The organism is Thalassospira sp. GB04J01, assembly GCF_000751115.1.
GTDB lineage: Bacteria > Pseudomonadota > Alphaproteobacteria > Rhodospirillales > Thalassospiraceae > Thalassospira > Thalassospira lucentensis.
The window spans coordinates 375,970-395,087 of sequence record NZ_CCDX020000008.1 but is presented as its reverse complement, the minus strand read 5'-3'; the positions used below and the strand labels follow the sequence as shown (position 1 = coordinate 395,087).

Annotated in this window: 22 protein-coding genes; 19 read left to right on the top strand and 3 right to left on the bottom strand. The window is 54.8% G+C overall.

Translation table 11 applies throughout. The features are described 5' to 3' along the window. Positions 1–261 precede the first annotated feature (261 nt). The 17 genes from urtA (at position 262) to AMM48_RS06795 (ending at position 14,435) form a co-directional block, all read left to right on the top strand. Positions 262–1,482 carry an urea ABC transporter substrate-binding protein gene (gene urtA / locus AMM48_RS06875; RefSeq protein ID WP_244271151.1) on the top strand — a complete coding sequence of 407 codons (1,221 nt, stop codon included), beginning with the start codon at positions 262–264 and terminating at the stop codon, positions 1,480–1,482. A gap of 127 nt (positions 1,483–1,609) precedes the next feature. Further along, a complete protein-coding gene (gene urtB / locus AMM48_RS06870) occupies positions 1,610–3,313 on the top strand; it encodes an urea ABC transporter permease subunit UrtB (protein ID WP_102783445.1) in 1,704 nt (567 codons plus the stop codon). 3 nt (positions 3,314–3,316) lie between these two features. After that, a complete protein-coding gene (urtC, locus tag AMM48_RS06865; protein ID WP_022732592.1) occupies positions 3,317–4,489 on the top strand; it encodes an urea ABC transporter permease subunit UrtC in 1,173 nt (390 codons plus the stop codon). Continuing rightward, positions 4,486–5,274 carry an urea ABC transporter ATP-binding protein UrtD gene (gene urtD, locus AMM48_RS06860; protein WP_244271141.1) on the top strand — a complete coding sequence of 263 codons (789 nt, stop codon included), beginning with the start codon at positions 4,486–4,488 and terminating at the stop codon, positions 5,272–5,274. Before urtC ends, urtD begins: the two co-directional genes overlap by 4 nt. 15 nt (positions 5,275–5,289) lie before the next feature. After that, entirely contained in the window at positions 5,290–5,985 is a 696-nt protein-coding gene (gene urtE / locus AMM48_RS06855; RefSeq protein ID WP_101304686.1) for an urea ABC transporter ATP-binding subunit UrtE, read from the top strand. A gap of 176 nt (positions 5,986–6,161) precedes the next feature. Then, positions 6,162–7,094, top strand: a complete 933-nt coding sequence (locus tag AMM48_RS06850; protein WP_102783444.1) for an urease accessory protein UreD — start codon at positions 6,162–6,164, stop codon at positions 7,092–7,094. Between the two features lie 27 nt (positions 7,095–7,121). Then, positions 7,122–7,424, top strand: coding sequence for an urease subunit gamma (locus AMM48_RS06845; RefSeq protein WP_102783443.1), 303 nt, complete (start codon positions 7,122–7,124; stop codon positions 7,422–7,424). 14 nt (positions 7,425–7,438) lie between these two features. Then, positions 7,439–7,744, top strand: a complete 306-nt coding sequence (locus AMM48_RS06840; protein WP_102783513.1) for an urease subunit beta — start codon at positions 7,439–7,441, stop codon at positions 7,742–7,744. Between the two features lie 17 nt (positions 7,745–7,761). Beyond that, entirely contained in the window at positions 7,762–9,474 is a 1,713-nt protein-coding gene (gene ureC, locus AMM48_RS06835; protein ID WP_102783442.1) for an urease subunit alpha, read from the top strand. Between the two features lie 17 nt (positions 9,475–9,491). Next, positions 9,492–10,025, top strand: coding sequence for an urease accessory protein UreE (locus tag AMM48_RS06830; protein WP_102783441.1), 534 nt, complete (start codon positions 9,492–9,494; stop codon positions 10,023–10,025). Further along, entirely contained in the window at positions 10,015–10,731 is a 717-nt protein-coding gene (locus AMM48_RS06825) for an urease accessory protein UreF (RefSeq protein ID WP_102783440.1), read from the top strand. The genes AMM48_RS06830 and AMM48_RS06825 overlap by 11 nt, the downstream gene beginning before the upstream one ends. Beyond that, positions 10,728–11,348: an urease accessory protein UreG gene (gene ureG / locus AMM48_RS06820; RefSeq protein WP_101304681.1), complete on the top strand. Its 621-nt coding sequence runs from the start codon at positions 10,728–10,730 to the stop codon at positions 11,346–11,348. The genes AMM48_RS06825 and ureG overlap by 4 nt, the downstream gene beginning before the upstream one ends. Positions 11,349–11,513: 165 nt before the next feature. Then, the gene (locus AMM48_RS06815) at positions 11,514–11,960 is read left to right on the top strand and encodes an SRPBCC family protein (protein ID WP_022732582.1); all 447 of its coding nucleotides are present in this window, start codon (positions 11,514–11,516) and stop codon (positions 11,958–11,960) included. Next, positions 11,947–12,306: a metalloregulator ArsR/SmtB family transcription factor gene (locus AMM48_RS06810; protein ID WP_022732581.1), complete on the top strand. Its 360-nt coding sequence runs from the start codon at positions 11,947–11,949 to the stop codon at positions 12,304–12,306. Before AMM48_RS06815 ends, AMM48_RS06810 begins: the two co-directional genes overlap by 14 nt. A gap of 196 nt (positions 12,307–12,502) precedes the next feature. Continuing rightward, the gene (locus AMM48_RS06805; RefSeq protein WP_102783439.1) at positions 12,503–13,051 is read left to right on the top strand and encodes a biotin transporter BioY; all 549 of its coding nucleotides are present in this window, start codon (positions 12,503–12,505) and stop codon (positions 13,049–13,051) included. 98 nt (positions 13,052–13,149) lie between these two features. Next, entirely contained in the window at positions 13,150–13,824 is a 675-nt protein-coding gene (locus AMM48_RS06800) for an ATP-binding cassette domain-containing protein (protein WP_102783438.1), read from the top strand. Next, positions 13,821–14,435 (top strand): energy-coupling factor transporter transmembrane component T, encoded by a 615-nt coding sequence (locus AMM48_RS06795; RefSeq protein WP_102783437.1) that lies wholly within the window; start codon positions 13,821–13,823, stop codon positions 14,433–14,435. The genes AMM48_RS06800 and AMM48_RS06795 overlap by 4 nt, the downstream gene beginning before the upstream one ends. 86 nt (positions 14,436–14,521) lie before the next feature. On the opposite strand, the gene fghA is transcribed toward AMM48_RS06795, so the two are convergent. Both fghA and AMM48_RS06785 read right to left on the bottom strand, forming a co-directional pair. Next, positions 14,522–15,391, bottom strand: a complete 870-nt coding sequence (gene fghA, locus AMM48_RS06790; RefSeq protein WP_102783436.1) for an S-formylglutathione hydrolase — start codon at positions 15,389–15,391, stop codon at positions 14,522–14,524. Between the two features lie 86 nt (positions 15,392–15,477). Then, a complete protein-coding gene (locus tag AMM48_RS06785) occupies positions 15,478–16,602 on the bottom strand; it encodes an S-(hydroxymethyl)glutathione dehydrogenase/class III alcohol dehydrogenase (RefSeq protein ID WP_102783435.1) in 1,125 nt (374 codons plus the stop codon). 101 nt (positions 16,603–16,703) lie between these two features. Between AMM48_RS06785 and AMM48_RS06780 the strand changes: the two genes are divergently transcribed. Both AMM48_RS06780 and AMM48_RS06775 read left to right on the top strand, forming a co-directional pair. Beyond that, positions 16,704–17,597, top strand: coding sequence for a LysR substrate-binding domain-containing protein (locus AMM48_RS06780; RefSeq protein ID WP_244271140.1), 894 nt, complete (start codon positions 16,704–16,706; stop codon positions 17,595–17,597). Positions 17,598–17,692: 95 nt separating this feature from the next. Next, positions 17,693–17,878, top strand: coding sequence for a DUF1508 domain-containing protein (locus AMM48_RS06775; protein WP_102783433.1), 186 nt, complete (start codon positions 17,693–17,695; stop codon positions 17,876–17,878). A 449-nt stretch (positions 17,879–18,327) separates the two neighbouring features. Here the strand turns inward: AMM48_RS06775 and AMM48_RS06770 are convergent, their stop codons facing one another. Continuing rightward, positions 18,328–19,113: a 3-hydroxybutyrate dehydrogenase gene (locus AMM48_RS06770; RefSeq protein WP_102783432.1), complete on the bottom strand. Its 786-nt coding sequence runs from the start codon at positions 19,111–19,113 to the stop codon at positions 18,328–18,330. Between the last annotated feature and the right edge of the window lie 5 nt (positions 19,114–19,118).

Here is a 19,118-nt window from a genome sequence, read left to right as displayed (position 1 = left end):
TTAAAAAATAATCAAATTTTAATCTATGATTGAAAAATGGTCAGATAAAATGTGGTCCGCGCAAATATTTCCCGAAACTGCGATGTAAAATAGTTGGATATTGCGTGGGAATCCCTCGATTCTTGATTTTATTCCATAAGAGGGTGATTCTGGCACGGTTTTAGCTAGTACCACTGCGGTGCAATAAACTCGCAGTGGAGGCTATAAATGAATAAGAAGCTTCAAGCGCTCATGGGCGCTGGGGCCTTGGCATTGTCTGTTATGACCATGTCAGCCGCACAAGCAGCAGATACCATTAAGGTAGGTGTGCTGCATTCTCTTTCGGGGACGATGGCGATTTCTGAAACCACATTGAAGGATACTGTCCTGATGCTGGTGGATGATCTGAACAAAAATGGTGGTTTGCTTGGTAAGCAGGTCGAGGCTGTGGTCGTTGACCCGGCATCCGACTGGCCACTTTTCGCCGAGAAAGCCCGCGAACTCATCGAAAAAGATAAAGTCGATGTTGTTTTTGGCTGCTGGACCTCGGTTTCGCGTAAATCGGTTCTGCCGGTGTTTGAAGAGCTGAACAGCATGCTGTTCTATCCGGTTCAGTACGAAGGCGAAGAAAGTTCGCGCAACGTATTTTATACCGGTGCCGCGCCGAACCAGCAGGCCATTCCGGCTGTTGATTACCTGATGAGCGAAGACGGCGGTTCTGCAGAACGTATTGTTCTGCTTGGTACCGATTACGTTTATCCGCGTACCACCAACAAAATCCTGCGGTCTTACCTGAACGGTAAGGGTATCTCTGATGAAGACATCATGGAAAACTACACCCCGTTCGGTCATTCCGACTGGCAGTCGATTGTTGCGGATGTAAAAGCATTCGCGTCAGCCGGTAAGAAAACCGCCGTGGTTTCGACCATTAACGGTGATGCGAACGTTCCGTTCTACAAGGAACTCGCCAACCAGGGCATCAAAGCCGAAGACATTCCGGTTGTTGCGTTCTCTGTCGGTGAAGAAGAGCTTGCTGGTATTGATACCAAGCCGCTTGTTGGTCACCTTGCAGCCTGGAACTACTTCCAGTCTGTTGAGTCTGATGCCAACACGGCCTTTATCGAAAAATGGCATGCCTTCATTGGTGATGACGCACGTGTCACCAACGATCCGATGGAAGCAACCTACATCGGCTTTAACATGTGGAAACAGGCTGTTGAGCAGGCTGGCACCATCGATGTTGATGCGGTGCGTCAGGCCATGTATGGCCAGGAAGTTGCAAACTTGACTGGTGGTATGGCTGTCATGAACACCAACCACCACCTGTCCAAGCCGGTTCTGATCGGTGAAGTACAGGATGATGGCCAGTTTGACACCGTTTGGGAAACCGAAGGTACGGTTGTTGGCGATGCATGGTCGGACTTCTTGCCAGAAAGCGCAAAATTGACCGCCGACTGGACCTATCCTTGGGTCTGCGGCAACTGTGAAAAACCGATGTACTAATCGGTGTTGGGCGGGCCGGTCGTGGGAACGCGACCGGCCTGTTCGCTGTCAGGCAGGCCAAGGTGCCGCCATCGTCTGATCTATTCTTTTTCCCATTTTCCATATTGAATACAAAGGTTTGGTGATCATGCGCAATGACATGTTTTCAGTGCTGCGCCGTTCCCCGTTTTCCATCACGCAGACGCGCCGGTTTGCCGTCCGGATTTGCGGTATGGTTGCCTGTTTGATGATGTTTGCTGTGGTTTCTCCCAATGTTGCGCAGGCTTTTAGCGACGAGGAACTGCGCAATATTGCCGAACAACTCAATGACAAAAGTTCGACCAAACAGGTTGCCATCATCGAAGAAATGGCCGCAGACGGCGATCCGCGCGTCGCGCCAATCCTTAAGGCGATGCTCGAAGGTGACCTTTATGTTCGTGACAGCGACGAACATGTCGTGATCGCGACCAAAAAGGGCAAGGTCTATACCCATATCGATATCATCAGTGGTGAAGAAGCCGGGGAAAGTTCATCCAAGGAACTTGATAAAATCAAGGTCAACAACCGGTTGCGCGGGGCGCTTCGCGATGCGCTGGCAACCCTGAACCTGTTTAGTCCCGACCATGCCGTGCGAACCGCTGCCGTAGAGCAGATCATGGATGCCCGTGATCCGGCGATGTTGCCGTTGCTTTTACGCGCGATTGAGCGCGAAGACGATGAAACGCTTCTGGCGCGGATGAATTTGGCGCGCGCGACCATGGCCCTGGCCGCGGGTGAAAATGCCGAGGAACGGTTGGCTGCCATCGACGTTCTGGCCAGTGAAACCACCCCGCAAATTCGCGCGGTTCTGTCGCAATTTGTTGCCAGTGCCGAGGCCGAGGGGATTGAACCCGAAGTCGTGACTGCCGCACAGGATGCGTTGGCCAATGTCGAAGGCCGTCTTTCAAACTGGCAAACACTTGGCGATGTTTATCGTGGGATCAGTTTGGGGTCGGTTTTGCTCCTTGCCGCCGTCGGGCTTGCCATCACCTTTGGCGTGATGGGGGTCATTAACATGGCCCACGGTGAAATGATCATGATCGGCGCCTATACCACCTTTGTCGTGCAGCAGATTTTAAGTTCGGTTCTGCCGTCTGGATCGCCGTGGTCTTTGATCATTGCTGTGCCCGCCGCCTTTTTGGTCGCCGGGATGATCGGCGTTGTTATTGAACGCTGTGTTATCCGGTTCCTGTATGGCCGTCCGCTTGAAACATTGCTGGCAACATGGGGGGTCAGTCTGGTGTTGCAGCAAGCGACCAGAACGATTTTCGGGGCCACCAACCAACAGGTGACAGCGCCCGATTTCATGAGTGGTGCGATTGAATTTTCGACCGGTCTGGTCCTGACCTATAACCGGCTGTGGATCATTCTGTTTAGCCTGATTGTGGTTGCCGGGATTGCGTGCGTTCTGCGCTATACCGCCTTTGGCCTTCAAATGCGCGCCGTTACCCAGAACCGCCGCATGGCCGGGTCGGTTGGCATACGTACGGGCTATGTCGATGCGTTGACCTTTGGGTTGGGATCGGGGATCGCCGGGATTGCCGGGGTGGCGCTGAGCCAGATTTCAAACGTCAGTCCGAACCTTGGTCAGACCTATATCATCGACAGTTTCATGGTGGTTGTGTTTGGCGGTGTCGGAAACCTTTGGGGCACGGTTCTGGGCGCGTTCAGCCTTGGCATTGTCAATAAGTTCCTTGAACCATTTGCCGGTGCAGTTTTGGCCAAAATCTTTGTGCTGATTGCGCTGATCCTGTTCATCCAGAAACGACCCAAGGGGCTGTTCGCCCTTAAGGGCCGCGCGGTGGAGGCCTGATCCATGACCGATTACAGTCAAAAATATCAAATGACGCCGGTTGTGGGCTGGTTGCTTAAGGATCGCGGGGGCATGATTTTGCTCACGATCCTGATTGCTGCAGCCATTCTGGTGCCGATTGGAAACCTGTTGGTGCCTGAAACTTCGTCCTTCCACGTGCCGACATGGATGCTGAGCCTTTTGGGCAAATATCTGTGCTATGCGCTTTTAGCACTTAGTGTTGATTTGATCTGGGGCTTCTGCGGGATTTTGTCGTTGGGGCACGGGGCGTTCTTTGCGCTGGGCGGCTATGCCATGGGCATGTACCTGATGCGTCAGATCGGTGATCGCGGGGTTTATGGCAACCCGGAATTGCCCGATTTCATGGTGTTCCTGAACTGGACCGAATTGCCGTGGTACTGGTACGGCTTTGACATGTTCTGGTTCGCCATTGTCATGGCGATGTTTGTGCCGGGATTACTGGCCTTTGTGTTTGGGTTCCTGGCGTTCAGATCACGCGTCACGGGGGTTTATCTTTCGATCATTACGCAGGCGATGACCTATGCGCTTCTTCTGGCGTTTTTCCGCAACGATATGGGATTTGGCGGAAATAACGGCCTGACCGATTTCAAGGATTTGCTGGGCTATTCATTGCAATCGGATGGCACGCGGGCCGGGCTGTTTGTCGCGTCCTGTGTGTTTCTTGGCATTTGTTACATCGTGGCGCGCGGCATTACCCAGTCACGCCTTGGCAAAGTTTTAATCGCAATTCGTGATGCCGAAAGCCGGGTGCGGTTTACGGGCTACCGGGTTGAATATTACAAGCTGTTTGTCTTTACCATTTCGGCGGTGATGGCCGGGATTGCCGGTGCGCTTTATGTGCCGCAGGTCGGGATCATCAATCCGGGCGAATTTGCTCCGGCCCTTTCGATTGAAATCGTCATTTGGGTCGCGGTTGGCGGGCGCGGCACGCTGTATGGGGCGGTGCTTGGCGCGTTTATCGTCAACTATGCCAAGACCTTCTTTACCGGGGTAATGCCGGACTTCTGGCTGTTCTTCCTTGGCGGGTTGTTCATTGCGGTGACCTTGCTTCTGCCCAAAGGCGTGATTGGCGCGGTTCCGGCATTCGGGGCGCCTGACCGGCAATCAATCCTATCGTCAATGCGAAAACGCCTGAGTGCAGGAGGCAAAGCATGAGCGAAGCCATGGATATCAAACCAGACGTGCAAGTTAAAAGTGCCCGTGCTGAAACCATTCTCTATGTCGACGGGGTGTCGGTGACCTTTGATGGTTTCCGGGCGCTCAATAACCTGTCGTTTTATGTCGAACCGGGCGAGCTTCGCGCCATCATTGGTCCGAACGGGGCGGGTAAAACCACGATGATGGATATCATCACTGGTAAAACCCGGCCTGATACCGGGGACGTTTTATTTAAAAGCGAAACGGACCTGACCAAACTGGACGAGGCCGATATCGCCAATCTTGGCATCGGGCGCAAGTTCCAGAAACCGACCGTATTTGAAAGCCATACGGTGTTTGACAACCTCCTGCTTGCCTGTTCGGGCGGGCGCGGGGTGTTTAAGGCCCTGTTCCATCGTCTTTCGAGTGCTGAAAAGATCAAGATCGAAAAAACGCTGATCACCATCATGCTTGATGAAAAGCGCGATGAATTGGCGGCCAACCTGTCGCACGGGCAGAAACAGTGGCTGGAGATCGGCATGCTGTTGATGCAGGAGCCTGAACTTCTTTTGGTCGATGAGCCGGTTGCCGGTATGACCGATTCCGAAACCGAAGAAACCGCCAAACTTTTGCGCACAATCGCCAAGGAATATTCGGTGGTGGTGGTCGAGCACGACATGGAATTTGTCCGTGACCTTGATTGCAAGGTGACTGTGCTGCACGAAGGATCGGTGCTGGCCGAAGGCCGCCTTGATCATGTGCAAAAAGACCCGCGGGTCATTGAAGTTTATCTGGGACGCTAGGGGAAAGACTTAATCATGCTCGATGTTAGCAATATTGATCTGTTCTATGGTGCGTCCCATGCCCTGCGCAAAGTGTCGCTGAGTGCAAGCACGGGCAAAGTTACTGCCGTGCTTGGCCGTAATGGGGTGGGTAAAACATCCCTGATGCGTGCCGTTGTTGGTCAGCATCCGATTGCGGATGGCAACATCAAATGGGAAGGCAAGGATATCTCGCGCGATCCATCATGGCGGCGCTCGGTCAATGGTATCGCCATTGTCCCGCAGGGACGTGAGATTTTCCCGCTTTTGACCGTGAAGGAAAACCTTGAAACCGGGTTTGCCGCCTTGCCGCGTGCCATGCGCCATATCCCTGACGAGATTTTCGAACTGTTCCCGGTCCTACGTGACATGCTGGGCCGTCGCGGTGGGGATCTTTCGGGCGGACAGCAACAGCAGCTTGCGATTGGGCGCGCCCTTGTCACCCGGCCCAGATTGCTCGTGCTTGATGAACCGACCGAAGGCATTCAGCCATCGATCATCAAGGACATCCAGCGCGTGATCAAACAGTTGGCCAATCGTGGTGATATGGCGATCCTTCTGGTCGAGCAATATTTTGAATTTGCCCATGAACTGGCCGACGAGATTGTCGTGCTGGAACGCGGCGAGGTGGTTTTATCCGGATCAAAGGACACGCTGGATCGTGAAAAAGTCCGGGCCTATCTGACTGTTTGATCAGCATTTGCCGAAAATTTGCGCAGGTTTGGGGTGATTTGCGCGCTTAAACGGGGCCGGAAATCCGTCGGTTGCGATGGATTGTCTGGTTGGCCCGCATCTTGCTGTTATGGCCGATGGAATTGCCGGAAAACGGTATCAGGTTCACGTAAAGAACCAAATCATCAGGTGGCCTTGTGCAACTTTGCAAACTCGAAACCCCGATCTCCGCACTCCAAAACGCGGATACTGGACTGACCGCAGAGAACGCGCGCATCAAAACCGATGGCCGCGCCGAGGTGACGTTTCGAACGGGAACCGGCCCGACCCATCAGGGCGGGCATGCGGCACTTGATCATCTGTATTACCGCGATCCGATGAAAATCCTGTTTCCGCGCCCTGTGGCGGGGGATCTGACCACGGCTGTTTTGGTGACAACATCCGGCGGTATGGTCGGTGGCGATAAGCTGGCGTTTGAAGGTCGTGTTTCTGACGGCGCGTCTGCGTTGTTTACAGCCCAGGCGGCGGAAAAGATTTATCGATCTGCTGGGCTTGATTGTGAAATGTCGGTTGATCTGGGCGTTGGCGATGGTGGCTGGCTGGAATGGTTGCCCCATGAAACCATCCTGTTTGATCAGGCGCGGTTGCGGCGCAAAACAACCGTGGCTGCGACCGGAACGGGCATGATCATGGCCGGGGAAATGATGGTGTTTGGCCGTCTTGCCCGCGGCGAAGTATTTACCACGGGACTTGCCCGCGATGCATGGGATGTGTCGATTGACGGGCGCCCGATCTGGCGCGATGCGCTGCATCTTGAAGGTGATGTGTTGCGCATGCTCGATCACGCGGCGGCATTTGATGGCGCGCGCGCCGCGGCGACCGCCATTTTGGTTGGTCACGGTGCCGAGGATCAGTTGGATAATGCGCGGGTGTGTTTAACACAGGCGTGTGACGGTCTGGATGACGCGGCCGTTCTGTGTGCGGCAACCGCGATGAAGGGAATTGTGATTGCGCGCTTTATGGCGCGTGATCCGATGAAATTGCGCCGGGTCTACGGCGCATGGTGGAAACAGTTCCGCCATAAAACACGGGGACTTCCCGAACGCTTGCCGCGTTTGTGGGAGATTTAAAACGGTGGATCCAAGGAGGAAGCAGGCATGAATTTAACGCCACGCGAAAAGGATAAACTGCTGATTTCGGTTGCCGCCATGGTGGCGCGCAATCGCCTTGCACGCGGTGTAAAGCTTAACCATCCCGAATCCATCGCAATCATCACCGATTACGTTGTCGAGGGTGCGCGCGATGGTCGGTCGGTTGCCGATTTGATGCGCGACGGGGCCACCGTGATCAAACGCGATCAGGTGATGGATGGCATTGCCGAAATGATCCACGACATTCAGGTCGAAGCAACGTTCCCCGACGGAACCAAGCTTGTCACCGTTCACGAACCGATCCGTTAAGGGGGCTTATGATTATGATTCCAGGTGAAATCATTACCAAAGAAGGCAACCTGATTTTAAATGAGGGTCGTGAAACCAAAACCATCACGGTGTCCAATACCGGCGACCGCCCGGTGCAAGTTGGTTCGCACTATCATTTTTATGAAACCAATCCGGGGCTTGATTTTGACCGCGATGCCGCGCGCGGTTTTCGTCTGGATATTCCCGCAGGCAGTGCTGTCCGGTTTGAACCGGGCCAATCGCGCGAGGTCAATCTGGTTAAATATGCCGGGACCGGCACGGTCTATGGCTTTAACGCCAAAATCAACGGCACGCTTTAAGCAAGGGGGAACGACAAATGGCATATGAAATTGATCGTCCGTCCTATGCGGCGATGTTTGGACCAACCGTTGGCGACAAGGTCCGGCTGGCCGATACCGATCTGATCATTGAAGTCGAAAAGGACTTCACGACACTGGGCGAGGAAGTCAAATTTGGCGGCGGTAAAGTCATTCGTGACGGCATGGGTCAGTCACAGGTAACCCGTGCTGATGGTGCGGTCGATACCGTGATCACCAATGCGCTGATACTTGACTATACCGGCATCATCAAGGCCGATATCGGCATTCGTGATGGCCGTATTGCTGCTGTTGGCAAGGCCGGGAATCCCGATATTCAGCCCGGTGTCGATATTATCATTGGTCCGGGGACTGAAATCATTGCCGGCGAGGGCAACATCATCACCGCCGGGGGCATTGATGCGCATATCCACTGGATTTGCCCGCAACAGGTCGAAGATGCGCTTTATTCCGGCGTGACCAGCATGTTGGGCGGTGGGACCGGCCCGGCAGCCGGGACGAATGCCACCACCTGTACACCGGGGCCGTGGCATATTGCGCGCATGCTTCAGGCCGCAGACGGCATTCCGATGAATATCGGTTTCTTTGGCAAGGGCAATGCGACCCTGCCGGGATCGCTGATTGAACAGGTCAAGGCCGGTGCCTGCGGGCTTAAGCTGCATGAAGATTGGGGGACGACGCCCGCGGCAATTGATAACTGCTTGTCGGTCGCCGATGACCTTGATGTGCAGGTGATGATCCACACTGATACGTTGAACGAAAGTGGCTTTGTCGAACATACCCGTGCGGCGTTTAAGGGGCGGACCATTCATACCTTCCACACCGAGGGGGCCGGGGGTGGCCACGCGCCAGACATTATCAAGCTGTGTGGGGAGGCCAACGTCATCCCAAGTTCGACCAATCCGACCCGGCCATTTACGGTCAATACGATTGACGAACATCTCGACATGTTGATGGTCTGCCATCACCTTGATCCGAAAATCCCCGAAGACGTCGCCTTTGCCGAAAGCCGCATTCGCCGTGAAACGATTGCCGCCGAAGACATCCTGCATGACCTTGGTGCGTTTTCGATCATTTCATCAGACAGTCAGGCGATGGGCCGTGTTGGTGAAGTGATCACCCGGACCTGGCAGACCGCCGATAAGATGAAAAAGCAGCGTGGGGCGTTGGCCGAGGATGCCGGGTCGGGCAATGATAATTTCCGGGCCAAACGCTACGTCGCGAAATATACCATCAACCCGGCGATTGCACAGGGGATTGGATCGCATGTTGGCTCGATCGAAGTTGGCAAGATCGCCGATCTGGTGGTCTGGAAACCGATGTTCTTTGGCGTAAAGCCTGACATGGTGATCAAGGCTGGCATGATTGCCGCAGCCGCCATGGGCGATCCCAATGCATCGATCCCGACCCCGCAGCCGGTCCATTACCGTCCGATGTTTGGGGCCTATGGTGGTGCGCTTGCACGATCAAGCTTCTCGTTCGTGTCGCAGGCGGGCATAGATGCAGGAATTGCCGCTGAATTTGGCCTGTCGAAGGATCTTTTGGCGGTGTCAAACACGCGCACGATTGGCAAGAAAGACATGAAGCTCAATGACGCCTTGCCGAAAATGGATGTCGATCCTGAAACCTATCAGGTGACGGCCGATGGCGAACTTCTGACCTGTCAGCCGGTCGATACTGTGCCGATGGCGCAGCGGTATTTCCTGTTTTGATCGGGGCGCGTTACATCATGCGGCATGCCATTGAACATATCCCGGTTGATCGTTCTGACACCTCTGAGGTGCGTGGCACGGTAACCTTGGTGTTTTCCGGCCGTCATCGGCGGCGCATTCGTCTGCTTGATGATGCGGGCGATGCGTTTTTGCTTGATCTGCCCCACGCGGTGCGGCTGGCCGATGGGGATCGGTTGCGGCTTTTGGATGGTGGGGTGATTGTTGTTCGCGCTGCCGAAGAACCGGTTTTAACCATCACCGCCGCCGGGCCGATTGCGACCGCCAAACTGGCATGGCATATCGGCAACCGGCATACCCCGGTTCAGGTTCTCGGTGATGGCCGTTTGCGGATCATTGATGATCATGTCATGCGCGATATGATCACCGGGCTTGGCGGCGTTGTTGAGACCGAAATCGCGCCGTTTGATCCGCTTAATGGGGCTTATCACGGTCTTGGCGGGGCCCATGGTCACAGCCACGGCAATGACCATTTTGATCATGATGACGATCATAAACATGCCCACGCATCAGGAAAACCCCATGACCACTAGTGGCGATGACCTGACGCTCAATCCTGCAGGCCTGATGCGTCTGATGACATGGCTCAGTCCGTCTTTTCCGGTCGGGTCTTATACCTATTCGCATGGCGTGGAATATGCGGTTGAGGACGGTCGGGTGACGTCTGCGCCGACCCTGATCAACTGGGTCGAAGGCGTTTTGGAATTTGGTGCCGGGCGGATTGATGCAGTGTTGTTTTGTGCCGCATGGCGGGCCGCCCGTTCGGGTGACGAAGACGCACTGTTCGACATCGGGATTGAGGCCGATTGTTGGCGCGGCACATCTGAAATGGCGCTTGAGGCCACCGCACAGGGTCGCGCCTTTGTCTCCACCGTTTCCAAAGTCTGGGGCGATGGGATGCTGACCCGTTGGGCCGATAAAATGCGCGGTGATGATCGTTTGCCATCCTATCCGGTGGCGGTTGGCATTGCGGCAGCGGTTGCCAAAATCCCGTTGCGTGAAGCGCTTACGGCCTTTTTGCACGCCATGGCCGCCAATCTTGTGTCAAGTGCCGTGCGTCTGGTGCCGCTGGGGCAGACCGATGGCGTGCGATCCCTGTCATCGCTTGATCAGGCCGTCTCGGTTGCGGTGGATCATGCCATGGCGGCGGCTTTGGACGATCTGGGGGCGGCGGCCCCGATGGTCGACTGGACATCCATAAAACACGAAACCCAATATACGAGGCTATTCAGATCATGAGCTCTCCCCTTCGTATCGGCATTGGTGGCCCGGTCGGGTCCGGTAAAACCGCCCTTTTGGAACGCCTGTGCAAGGCCATGCGCGATGAATTTAATATCGCGGCGATCACCAATGATATCTACACCCGCGAAGACGCCGAATTCATGACCCGTTCGGGCGCATTGGATGCGGACCGCATTGCCGGTGTTGAAACCGGTGGCTGCCCGCATACCGCCATTCGCGAAGATGCCTCGATCAATCTGGCGGCAGTCGAAGACATGGCGGCCAAGCATGCCGGGCTTGAGGCGATCTTTATTGAATCGGGCGGCGATAATTTGTCGGCCACTTTCTCGCCCGAGCTTGCCGACATCACCATTTACGTCATCGACGTTTCAGCCGGTGATAAAATCCCGCGCAAGGGCGGGCCGGGCATTACGCGGTCTGACTTGCTGGTGATCAATAAAACCGATCTGGCGCCATTGGTCGGGGCTGATTTGGGTGTCATGGACCGCGATGCCAAGAAAATGCGTGGCACCCGTCCGTTCCTGTTTACCAATCTTAAGGCGATGGACGGCCTTGAAGACGTTAAGAATTTCATCATCGAGACAGGGGGGCTCCGCCAATCCGCAGCGTCCTGATATGGGGATAGATGGACGCAAATATTAAGCGGATGACGGGAGCACACATCGCCCGGCCAGCAATGGTCGGGCGTTTGTGGTTTGGGCTTAGAATAGAATGAGCAACTTTTTAGTTGCATAATAAAAAATGCTCAGGCATCTTAAATGCAACCAGGAGGTTGCGTTATGTCAAATACGATTGAAAAGTCTATCGAGATTAAGGCCCCGCGTGCCCGTGTGTGGCGCGCATTAACCAGTCATACCGAATTTGGCACGTGGTTTGGTCTTGCGATTGATGCCCCGTTTGAGGTTGGCAAGGTTTCGACCGGCAAAATCACGATTGAGGGTTTCACCCATGTGCCGTGGCATTCCACCATCAAGGCGATGGAGGAACCAGCCTATTTCGCCTATACATGGCATCCCTATGCCGTGGACCCGGATGTTGATTACAGTGGGGAGCCCGAAACACTGGTCGAATTCTGGCTCGAAGAAGGCGATGGTCAGACATCGGTTCGGGTGCGCGAAACCGGATTTGACAATCTACCCGCCCATCGGGTTGCCGAAGCATTGCGCGCCAACACACATGGTTGGGCATCCCAGTTGGAAAACATCAAAAAACATGTCGAAAACTGAAAATAATCAAGCGAATGGCAAAAATGACGGTGATTTTTCCGTCATTTTTGCCGCTCTGGGTGATTCCACCCGGTTAGCACTCTTTGATCGTCTGTCGGATGGCAAGCCGCGATCAATTTCGGTGCTGTCTGATGATGCCGACATGACCCGGCAGGCCGTGACCAAGCATCTGCGCGTGCTCGAAGCCGCCGGGCTGGTGCAAAATCATCGGATGGGCCGCGAAAGCCATTATGCCTTTTGCCCTGATCAACTCAAACAGGCGCGCGCCTATCTTGATCATGTGGCCGGGCGTTGGGATTCTGCACTGATGCGGCTTAAAACCTTTGTCGAAGGCGATGACGGCTAACGTTTTGAAATCGCGCATCTATTGCGGGATGAGCCAAGGCATTTGTCCGAAAGAAGCGTCATTTTGCTTGGCGGGAAGGAAAATTGCGGGTATCCCATTGCCCGTTGAGCCGGTCGGGCGGACCGGTTAACGAAAGGTCGTTTTGCGCAAGGGGTTGATTGCAAGGCGGTCTTATAACGGGAATGGGAACCGTTACATGAATACCAAGGATATTGTTTATATCGCCCTGTTTGCGGCTTTGACCGCAGTTCTGGGGCTGTTTCCGCCACTTACCCTTCCGGTGACCGGCGTTCCGGTAACTGCACAGTCGCTTGGCCCGATGTTGGCGGGGGCCATTTTGGGTGCCCGGCGCGGTGGCCTGTCGATTGTGCTGTTTCTTGTGCTGGTCGCGGTGGGTTTGCCGTTGCTGTCTGGTGGACGCGGTGGTTTTGGCGTGATGATCGGGGTGACCGGTGGCTTCATCTTTGGCTGGGCCGTTTCGGCCTTTGTCATTGGCCTTCTGATCGAACACTTCTGGAATGACCTTACGGTGATCAAAGCGACCCTTGCCATCGGGTTTGGCGGGATTGTTGTGCTGTATGCCATTGGCAATGCGTGGGTGGCGGTGGCGGCCGACATCAGCTATTGGCAGGCAACTGTCGGGGCGGCACCGTTCCTGATTGGCGATGCGATCAAGGTGGCGATTGCGGTTGCGGCGTGCCTTGCTGTACGGCGGTCCTATCCCTTGATTTCCAAGACGCGCTAACGTCTTATGGGTGCCACGCATGGAACGCCATGTGCGTCGATGTCTGGCACCCTTTATGCGCATCCTTCCACGCCCTTAAAACCCACGGATACCCCCTTATGATCCGTTTTGAAAACGTCTCTGTGCAGTTTGAACAGCGACGTGTGCTTGACGATATTTCGCTGACCCTGACTGAAAAACGGATTGCGGTTGTCGGGGCAAATGGCTCGGGCAAAAGCACCTTTGTGCGCTTGCTCAATGGGCTGCAAACCGCGACCAGCGGTACGGTGACGGTCGATGATTTCAATCCGGCCAAGGACGGGCGCAAGCTGCGCCGTCATGTCGGATTTGTCTTTCAAAATCCAGATAATCAGATTGTCTATCCGGTGGTTGAAGAAGACCTCGCCTTTGGTCTCAAGGCGTTAAAATTGCCTAAGGACGAGGTTCATCGCCGCATTGATGAAATCCTTGCGCGCTATGACCTGACAGATTTCAAAACCCATCCAAGCCACCTTTTGAGCGGCGGGCAAAAGCAGCTTCTGGCGATTTCCGGGGTGCTGGTGATGAATCCGCGCTATGTCATTTTTGACGAGCCGACCACCTTGCTTGATCTGCGCAACCGCAATCGGGTCGAACGCGCCATCGCAAAGCTTGATCAAACCGTGATTACGGTGTCGCATGATCTTGATCTGATTGCTGATTATGACCGGGTACTGGTGTTTGATCAGGGCAAGATCGCCCTTGATGATACCCCCGCCAACGCCTTGTCAAAATACCGCGAGATGATGGCATGATCGCCGGGCTTTATATCGATGGCACATCGCCGCTACACCGCGCAGGTGCCGGGATCAAGATATTGGCGATGATTGCCCTTGGCACCGGCGTCTTCCTGATCCCTGATTGGCCGGTGGTGACAGGTATCCTTGCAACGGTACTGGCATTCTACCCGCTGTGTGGATTTGGCCCGTCTGTCATCTGGGCGCAGGTGAAGCCGATCTTCTGGCTGCTTTTGATCTTTTTTGCCGTGCAGCTTTGGCTCAATGACTGGCAGGCGGGATTGCTTGTCGTCACTCGTGTGGCCGCAATTGTATTGTTCGCGTCCCTTGTGACATTGACCACCAAAACGTCCGCCATGCTGGCATCACTGGAACGCGCCATGGGGCCGTTGCGTCCGCTTGGCGTTAATCCGGAAAAGGTCAGTCTGGCGATTTCGATGGTGCTGCGGTTTATCCCGGTGATTGCCACTGTGGCATCGGAAATCCGCGATGCTCAACGGGCACGGGGCTTGGATAAATCCATCCTTGCCATGGTCGTGCCCCTGATCATCCGCACCCTTAAAATGGCCGATGATGTGGCCGATGCGATTGAAGCGCGCAGCTTTGATTCTGATGAACCTGCACATTGATCGCGCCGCAAAAGAAAGCCCCCGGCACACCAAGTTTTGGGCGAGATGGCGTGCCGGGGAACCGCATTGCTGCGGATCTTGTCAAATCAGTCCGCTGGGTTCGCTAAGCCAAGATGCTTGGCATGAAAGCGGATGTGATCTTCGATGAAGCTTGAGATGAAGTAATAGCTATGGTCATAGCCATCCTGCATACGCACCGTCAGCGGGTAGCTTGATGATTTGGCCGCTGCTTCAAGCACTTCGGGTTTAAGCTGCTCGGCCAAGAAGCCGTCTGCATCGCCCTGATCGACAAGGGCCGGTGTTTGCGCATCCGGCGCTGTTGCCGATTTCATCAGTTCCGAACTGTCCCATGCTTTCCAAACTGATTTGTCATCACCAAGGTAATTGCCCAGCGCCTTTTGGCCCCACGGGCAATTGATCGGATTGCAGATCGGGGAAAAGGCCGTGACCGATTTGAATGTGCCGGGATTACGAAGCGCAATCATCAATGCCCCGTGACCGCCCATCGAATGACCCGAAATCACCGCATCATCAGAAACCGGGAAATGATCCTTGATCAGGCTTGGCAGTTCCTTGGTGACATAGTCATACATGCGGTAATTACGTGCCCAGGGTTCCTGCGTCGCATTGACGTAGAACCCGGCACCCTTACCAAAATCATAGGCCTCGTTCTCGTCATCGGGCACATGATCGCCGCGCGGGCTGGTGTCGGGTGCGACAATAGCAATGCCCAGTTCGGCCGCCAGACGAAACGCACCGGCCTTTTGCATGAAGTTTTCATCGGTGCATGTCAGACCCGATAGCCAGTACATCACCGGGACCTTGGTGCCATTGCCGGCCTGTGGCGGCAGGAAAATGGCAAAGCGCATGTCACAGCCCAGAACATTGGACGGGTGGGTGTATTGCTTTTGCCAGCCGCCATAGACCTTGTTGCTTGATGCGTTCTCAATACCCATTTCGGGCTCCTCTGATCTTTTGATCGTCGGCCAATGCCGGGGTTAAATTCGGTATTGGCGTGATAATTCAAAACGTTTTGGTTTGATCAGTAATGGATTACCGAACGGATGCTTTTACCTTCATGCATCAAATCGAACGCTTCGTTGATGTCTTCAAGTTTCATGGTGTGGGTGATGAAGTCCGACAGTTTGAATTCACCGGCAAGATAGCGTTCAACATAATCAGGGAGCTGCGAACGGCCCTTGACCCCACCAAAGGCGGTGCCGCGCCAGACGCGCCCGGTCACAAGCTGGAACGGTCGGGTCGAGATTTCCTGACCAGCCCCGGCAACGCCGATAATCACCGACTCACCCCAACCCTTGTGGCAGCACTCAAGGGCGGAGCGCATGACATTTACATTGCCGATGCACTCAAAGCTCCATTCAACGCCGCCATCGGTCATCTCGACAATGACCTCCTGAATGGGTTTGTCGAATTTCTGCGGGTTGATGCAATCGGTCGCGCCCAGTTGCTTGGCAAGTTCGAACTTTGACTCGTTAATATCAATGGCAACAATGCGGCCGGCACCGGCCATCTGCGCGCCAATGATCGCCGAAAGACCGATGCCGCCAAGGCCAAAGACGGCAACGGAATCGCCCTTTTGCACTTTGGCGGCATTGGTGGTGGCCCCCATGCCGGTGGTCACACCACAACCCAGTAGGCAGACTTCTTCAAGTGGGGCGGATTTGTTGATTTTCGCCAATGAGATTTCCGGCAGAACCGAATATTCCGAGAAGGTCGAGCAGCCCATATAATGGAAGATTGGCTTGCCATTCTGGGAAAAACGCGTGGTGCCATCAGGCATCAGGCCCTTGCCCTGCGTTGCGCGGATTTTCTGGCACAGGTTGGTTTTGCCCGATTTACAGAATTTGCACTCGCCACATTCGGGGGTATAGAGCGGAATGACGTGATCGCCCACGGCTACACTGGTCACACCTTCGCCGATGGACTCAACAATGCCGCCGCCTTCATGGCCAAGGATGGCGGGGAAAATCCCCTCGGGATCGTCACCCGACAGGGTGAAGGCATCGGTATGGCACACACCGGTCGCAACGATCTTGATGCGCACTTCGCCTGCCTTGGGCGGGGCAACCTGAACCTCTTCAATCGACAGCGGTTTGCCTGCTTCCCAGGCAATGGCGGCTTTGCAGGTAATGGTTTCGGCGCTCATGATCGTACTCCGGCTTGTATGTAAGGATGCGACCAGTATATTTATTCCGTCAAAAATGATAATTATGTGATTTGGTAATTTACTTTTACCAACACGTAATAATGACGAAGGATATGGCGATGAATGCGTGGGACGGGATCAGCGAATTTATCGCCGTGTCCGAGCGCCAAAGCTTTACCGCGGCGGCCAGACAACTTGGCATTTCCGTCGCACAGGTCAGCCGACAGGTCACGGCGTTGGAGGAAAAGCTTGGCGTGCAATTGTTTTACCGCACCACGCGCAAGGTCAGCGCGACCGAGGCCGGAGTGATCTATTATCAGCATTGCCGACAATTGCTCGATGGGTTGGGAGACGCCGAACGCGCGATTGGCAATTTGACCGAGGTGCCGCGCGGCAAACTTAAAATCACCGCCCCGACCACCTACGGCGAAACCGTGATTGCCCCGCTGGTCAATGATTTCGTCGCCCGCTATCCCGATCTTGAAGTGCACTGTCGTTTCACCAATCAGAAACTTGATCTGGTGCTAGAAGGTTTTGATATGGCCATCCGTTTGGGCCGACTGGATGGCGCGATGGGTGGCTTGATGCATCAGCAGCTTTCAACCCGGCGGCTTTATGCCTGTGCCGCGCCAAAGTACATCGCCAAACGCGGTGAGCCCTATTCACTGTCGGAACTATCCCACCATAACTGCCTTGTCGGGACGCTTGATTACTGGCGGTTTGAAGAAGACGGGCGCGAACGCACTGTGCGCATCCACGGCACCATCCACGCCAACAGTGGGCAGGCGCTTCTGGATGCCGCCCGCAAGGGCATGGGGATTGTGCAATTGCCCGACTATTACGTCGATCCATGGATCGCCAGTGGTGATCTTGTCCCAGTGCTCACCAAATACCAGCCGTCGGATGAAGGCATTTGGGCGCTGTATCCCACCAACCGGCACCTTAGCCCGAAAATCAGGATGCTGGTGGAACATTTGGGACGGTATTTGGGGTAAGGGAGGCGTCGTGAACTTGGCCGACGCATTTCACAAAATCTGGTTCCCCGCGTCAAACGGGCGATACCAGTTTTTGCGATTTGAGGAGGTAGGACATGGCAAGTTGTCGGGATTCCAACGGCGACCTTTGGGAGCTGTATGAAGGCAAGGATGGCTGGCGGTGGCGGCGCACGGCACGCAACGGCAATATTGTTGGGGCATCGACGCAAGGCTATTCCAAGAAACAGGACTGCATCAATAATGCTGAACGCAACGGCATGACATGCGCGCTTAAGGACTAAACACTAAGCACGCATCGTCGCATTAAAAAAGCCCCTTTGGCAAAGATGCCAAGGGGGCTTTTGGTGTTTATTGGTCTATGCGGTGGGGTTGCTGCGTGGGGTAGGGGGGCTATGCAACTTCGCCACTAACCCAAATTGGTTCGTGCGACACCAAGATGGGGTAGCTTTGCCAGTATGGGGTGCTATTGCCCTGTTTGAGCCAAGATTAGGAATGCCATGAACCAGATCATTTATCTTGTCGGTGTCGTCGTCATTGTTCTGTTTGTTCTGGGCTATTTTGGTCTGCGCTAACAGACACATCGCGGCGACCCTGTCCGTGCTTTTCGCAGCGATCAACGGCGAGATTCCCCGGAGCTGGCCGTGTTAGGATGAGCTACACACAAAAAGCCCCTCTGGCGTGGGTGCCTAAGGGGCTTTTGGGTGTCTATTGGCCAATACGTATGTGCGCTTTACTGCGCGGTCCACCCGCCATCAACCGACATATGCGTGCCGGTCATTTGATCGGCCGCGTCCGAGCACAGGAACAAGGCAGTTTTGCCGATCTGTTCAGGTGTGACGAACTGTTTGGACGGGTGTTTGTCCGACACAAGGTTGCTTGCGGCTTGTTCAATTGAAATGCCGCCTTTCTTGGCGTTGGCTTCGATCTGGCGTTCGACCAGTTCGGTGCGCACCCAGCCCGGGCAAATGGAATTTGCGGTGATGCCGGTTTCTGCCGTTTCAAGGGCGGTCACCTTGGTCAGGCCCATGATGCCGTGTTTGGCCGCGACATAGGCCGCCTTTTGCGGAGATGCGACAAGCCCGTGGGCGGATGCGGTATTGATGATCCGGCCCCAGTCTTTTTGTTTCATAAACGGCAGGGCAAAGCGCGTGGTGTGAAACGCCGATGTCAGGTTGATCGCAATCACAGCATCCCATTTTTCTGGCGGGAAATCTTCGATCAGATCGGTGTGCTGAATGCCGGCATTATTGATCAGGATGTCGGCACCGCCGCCAAATTTATCGGCGGCATCTTTCATCATTGCCTCGATTTGATCGGGCTTGGACAGGTCCGCGCCATTGTAATAGGCGGTCACACCAAAGTCGGTTTCGAGTGATTTTCGGGTCGCCTCGATCTCGTCCTTGTCGCCAAAACCATTAAGCATGATGTCCGCCCCGGCCCCGGCAAGTGCCTTTGCCATCGCAAGGCCGATGCCGCTGGTGGAGCCGGTTACAAGTGCGCGTTTTCCTGTCAGCATGATGT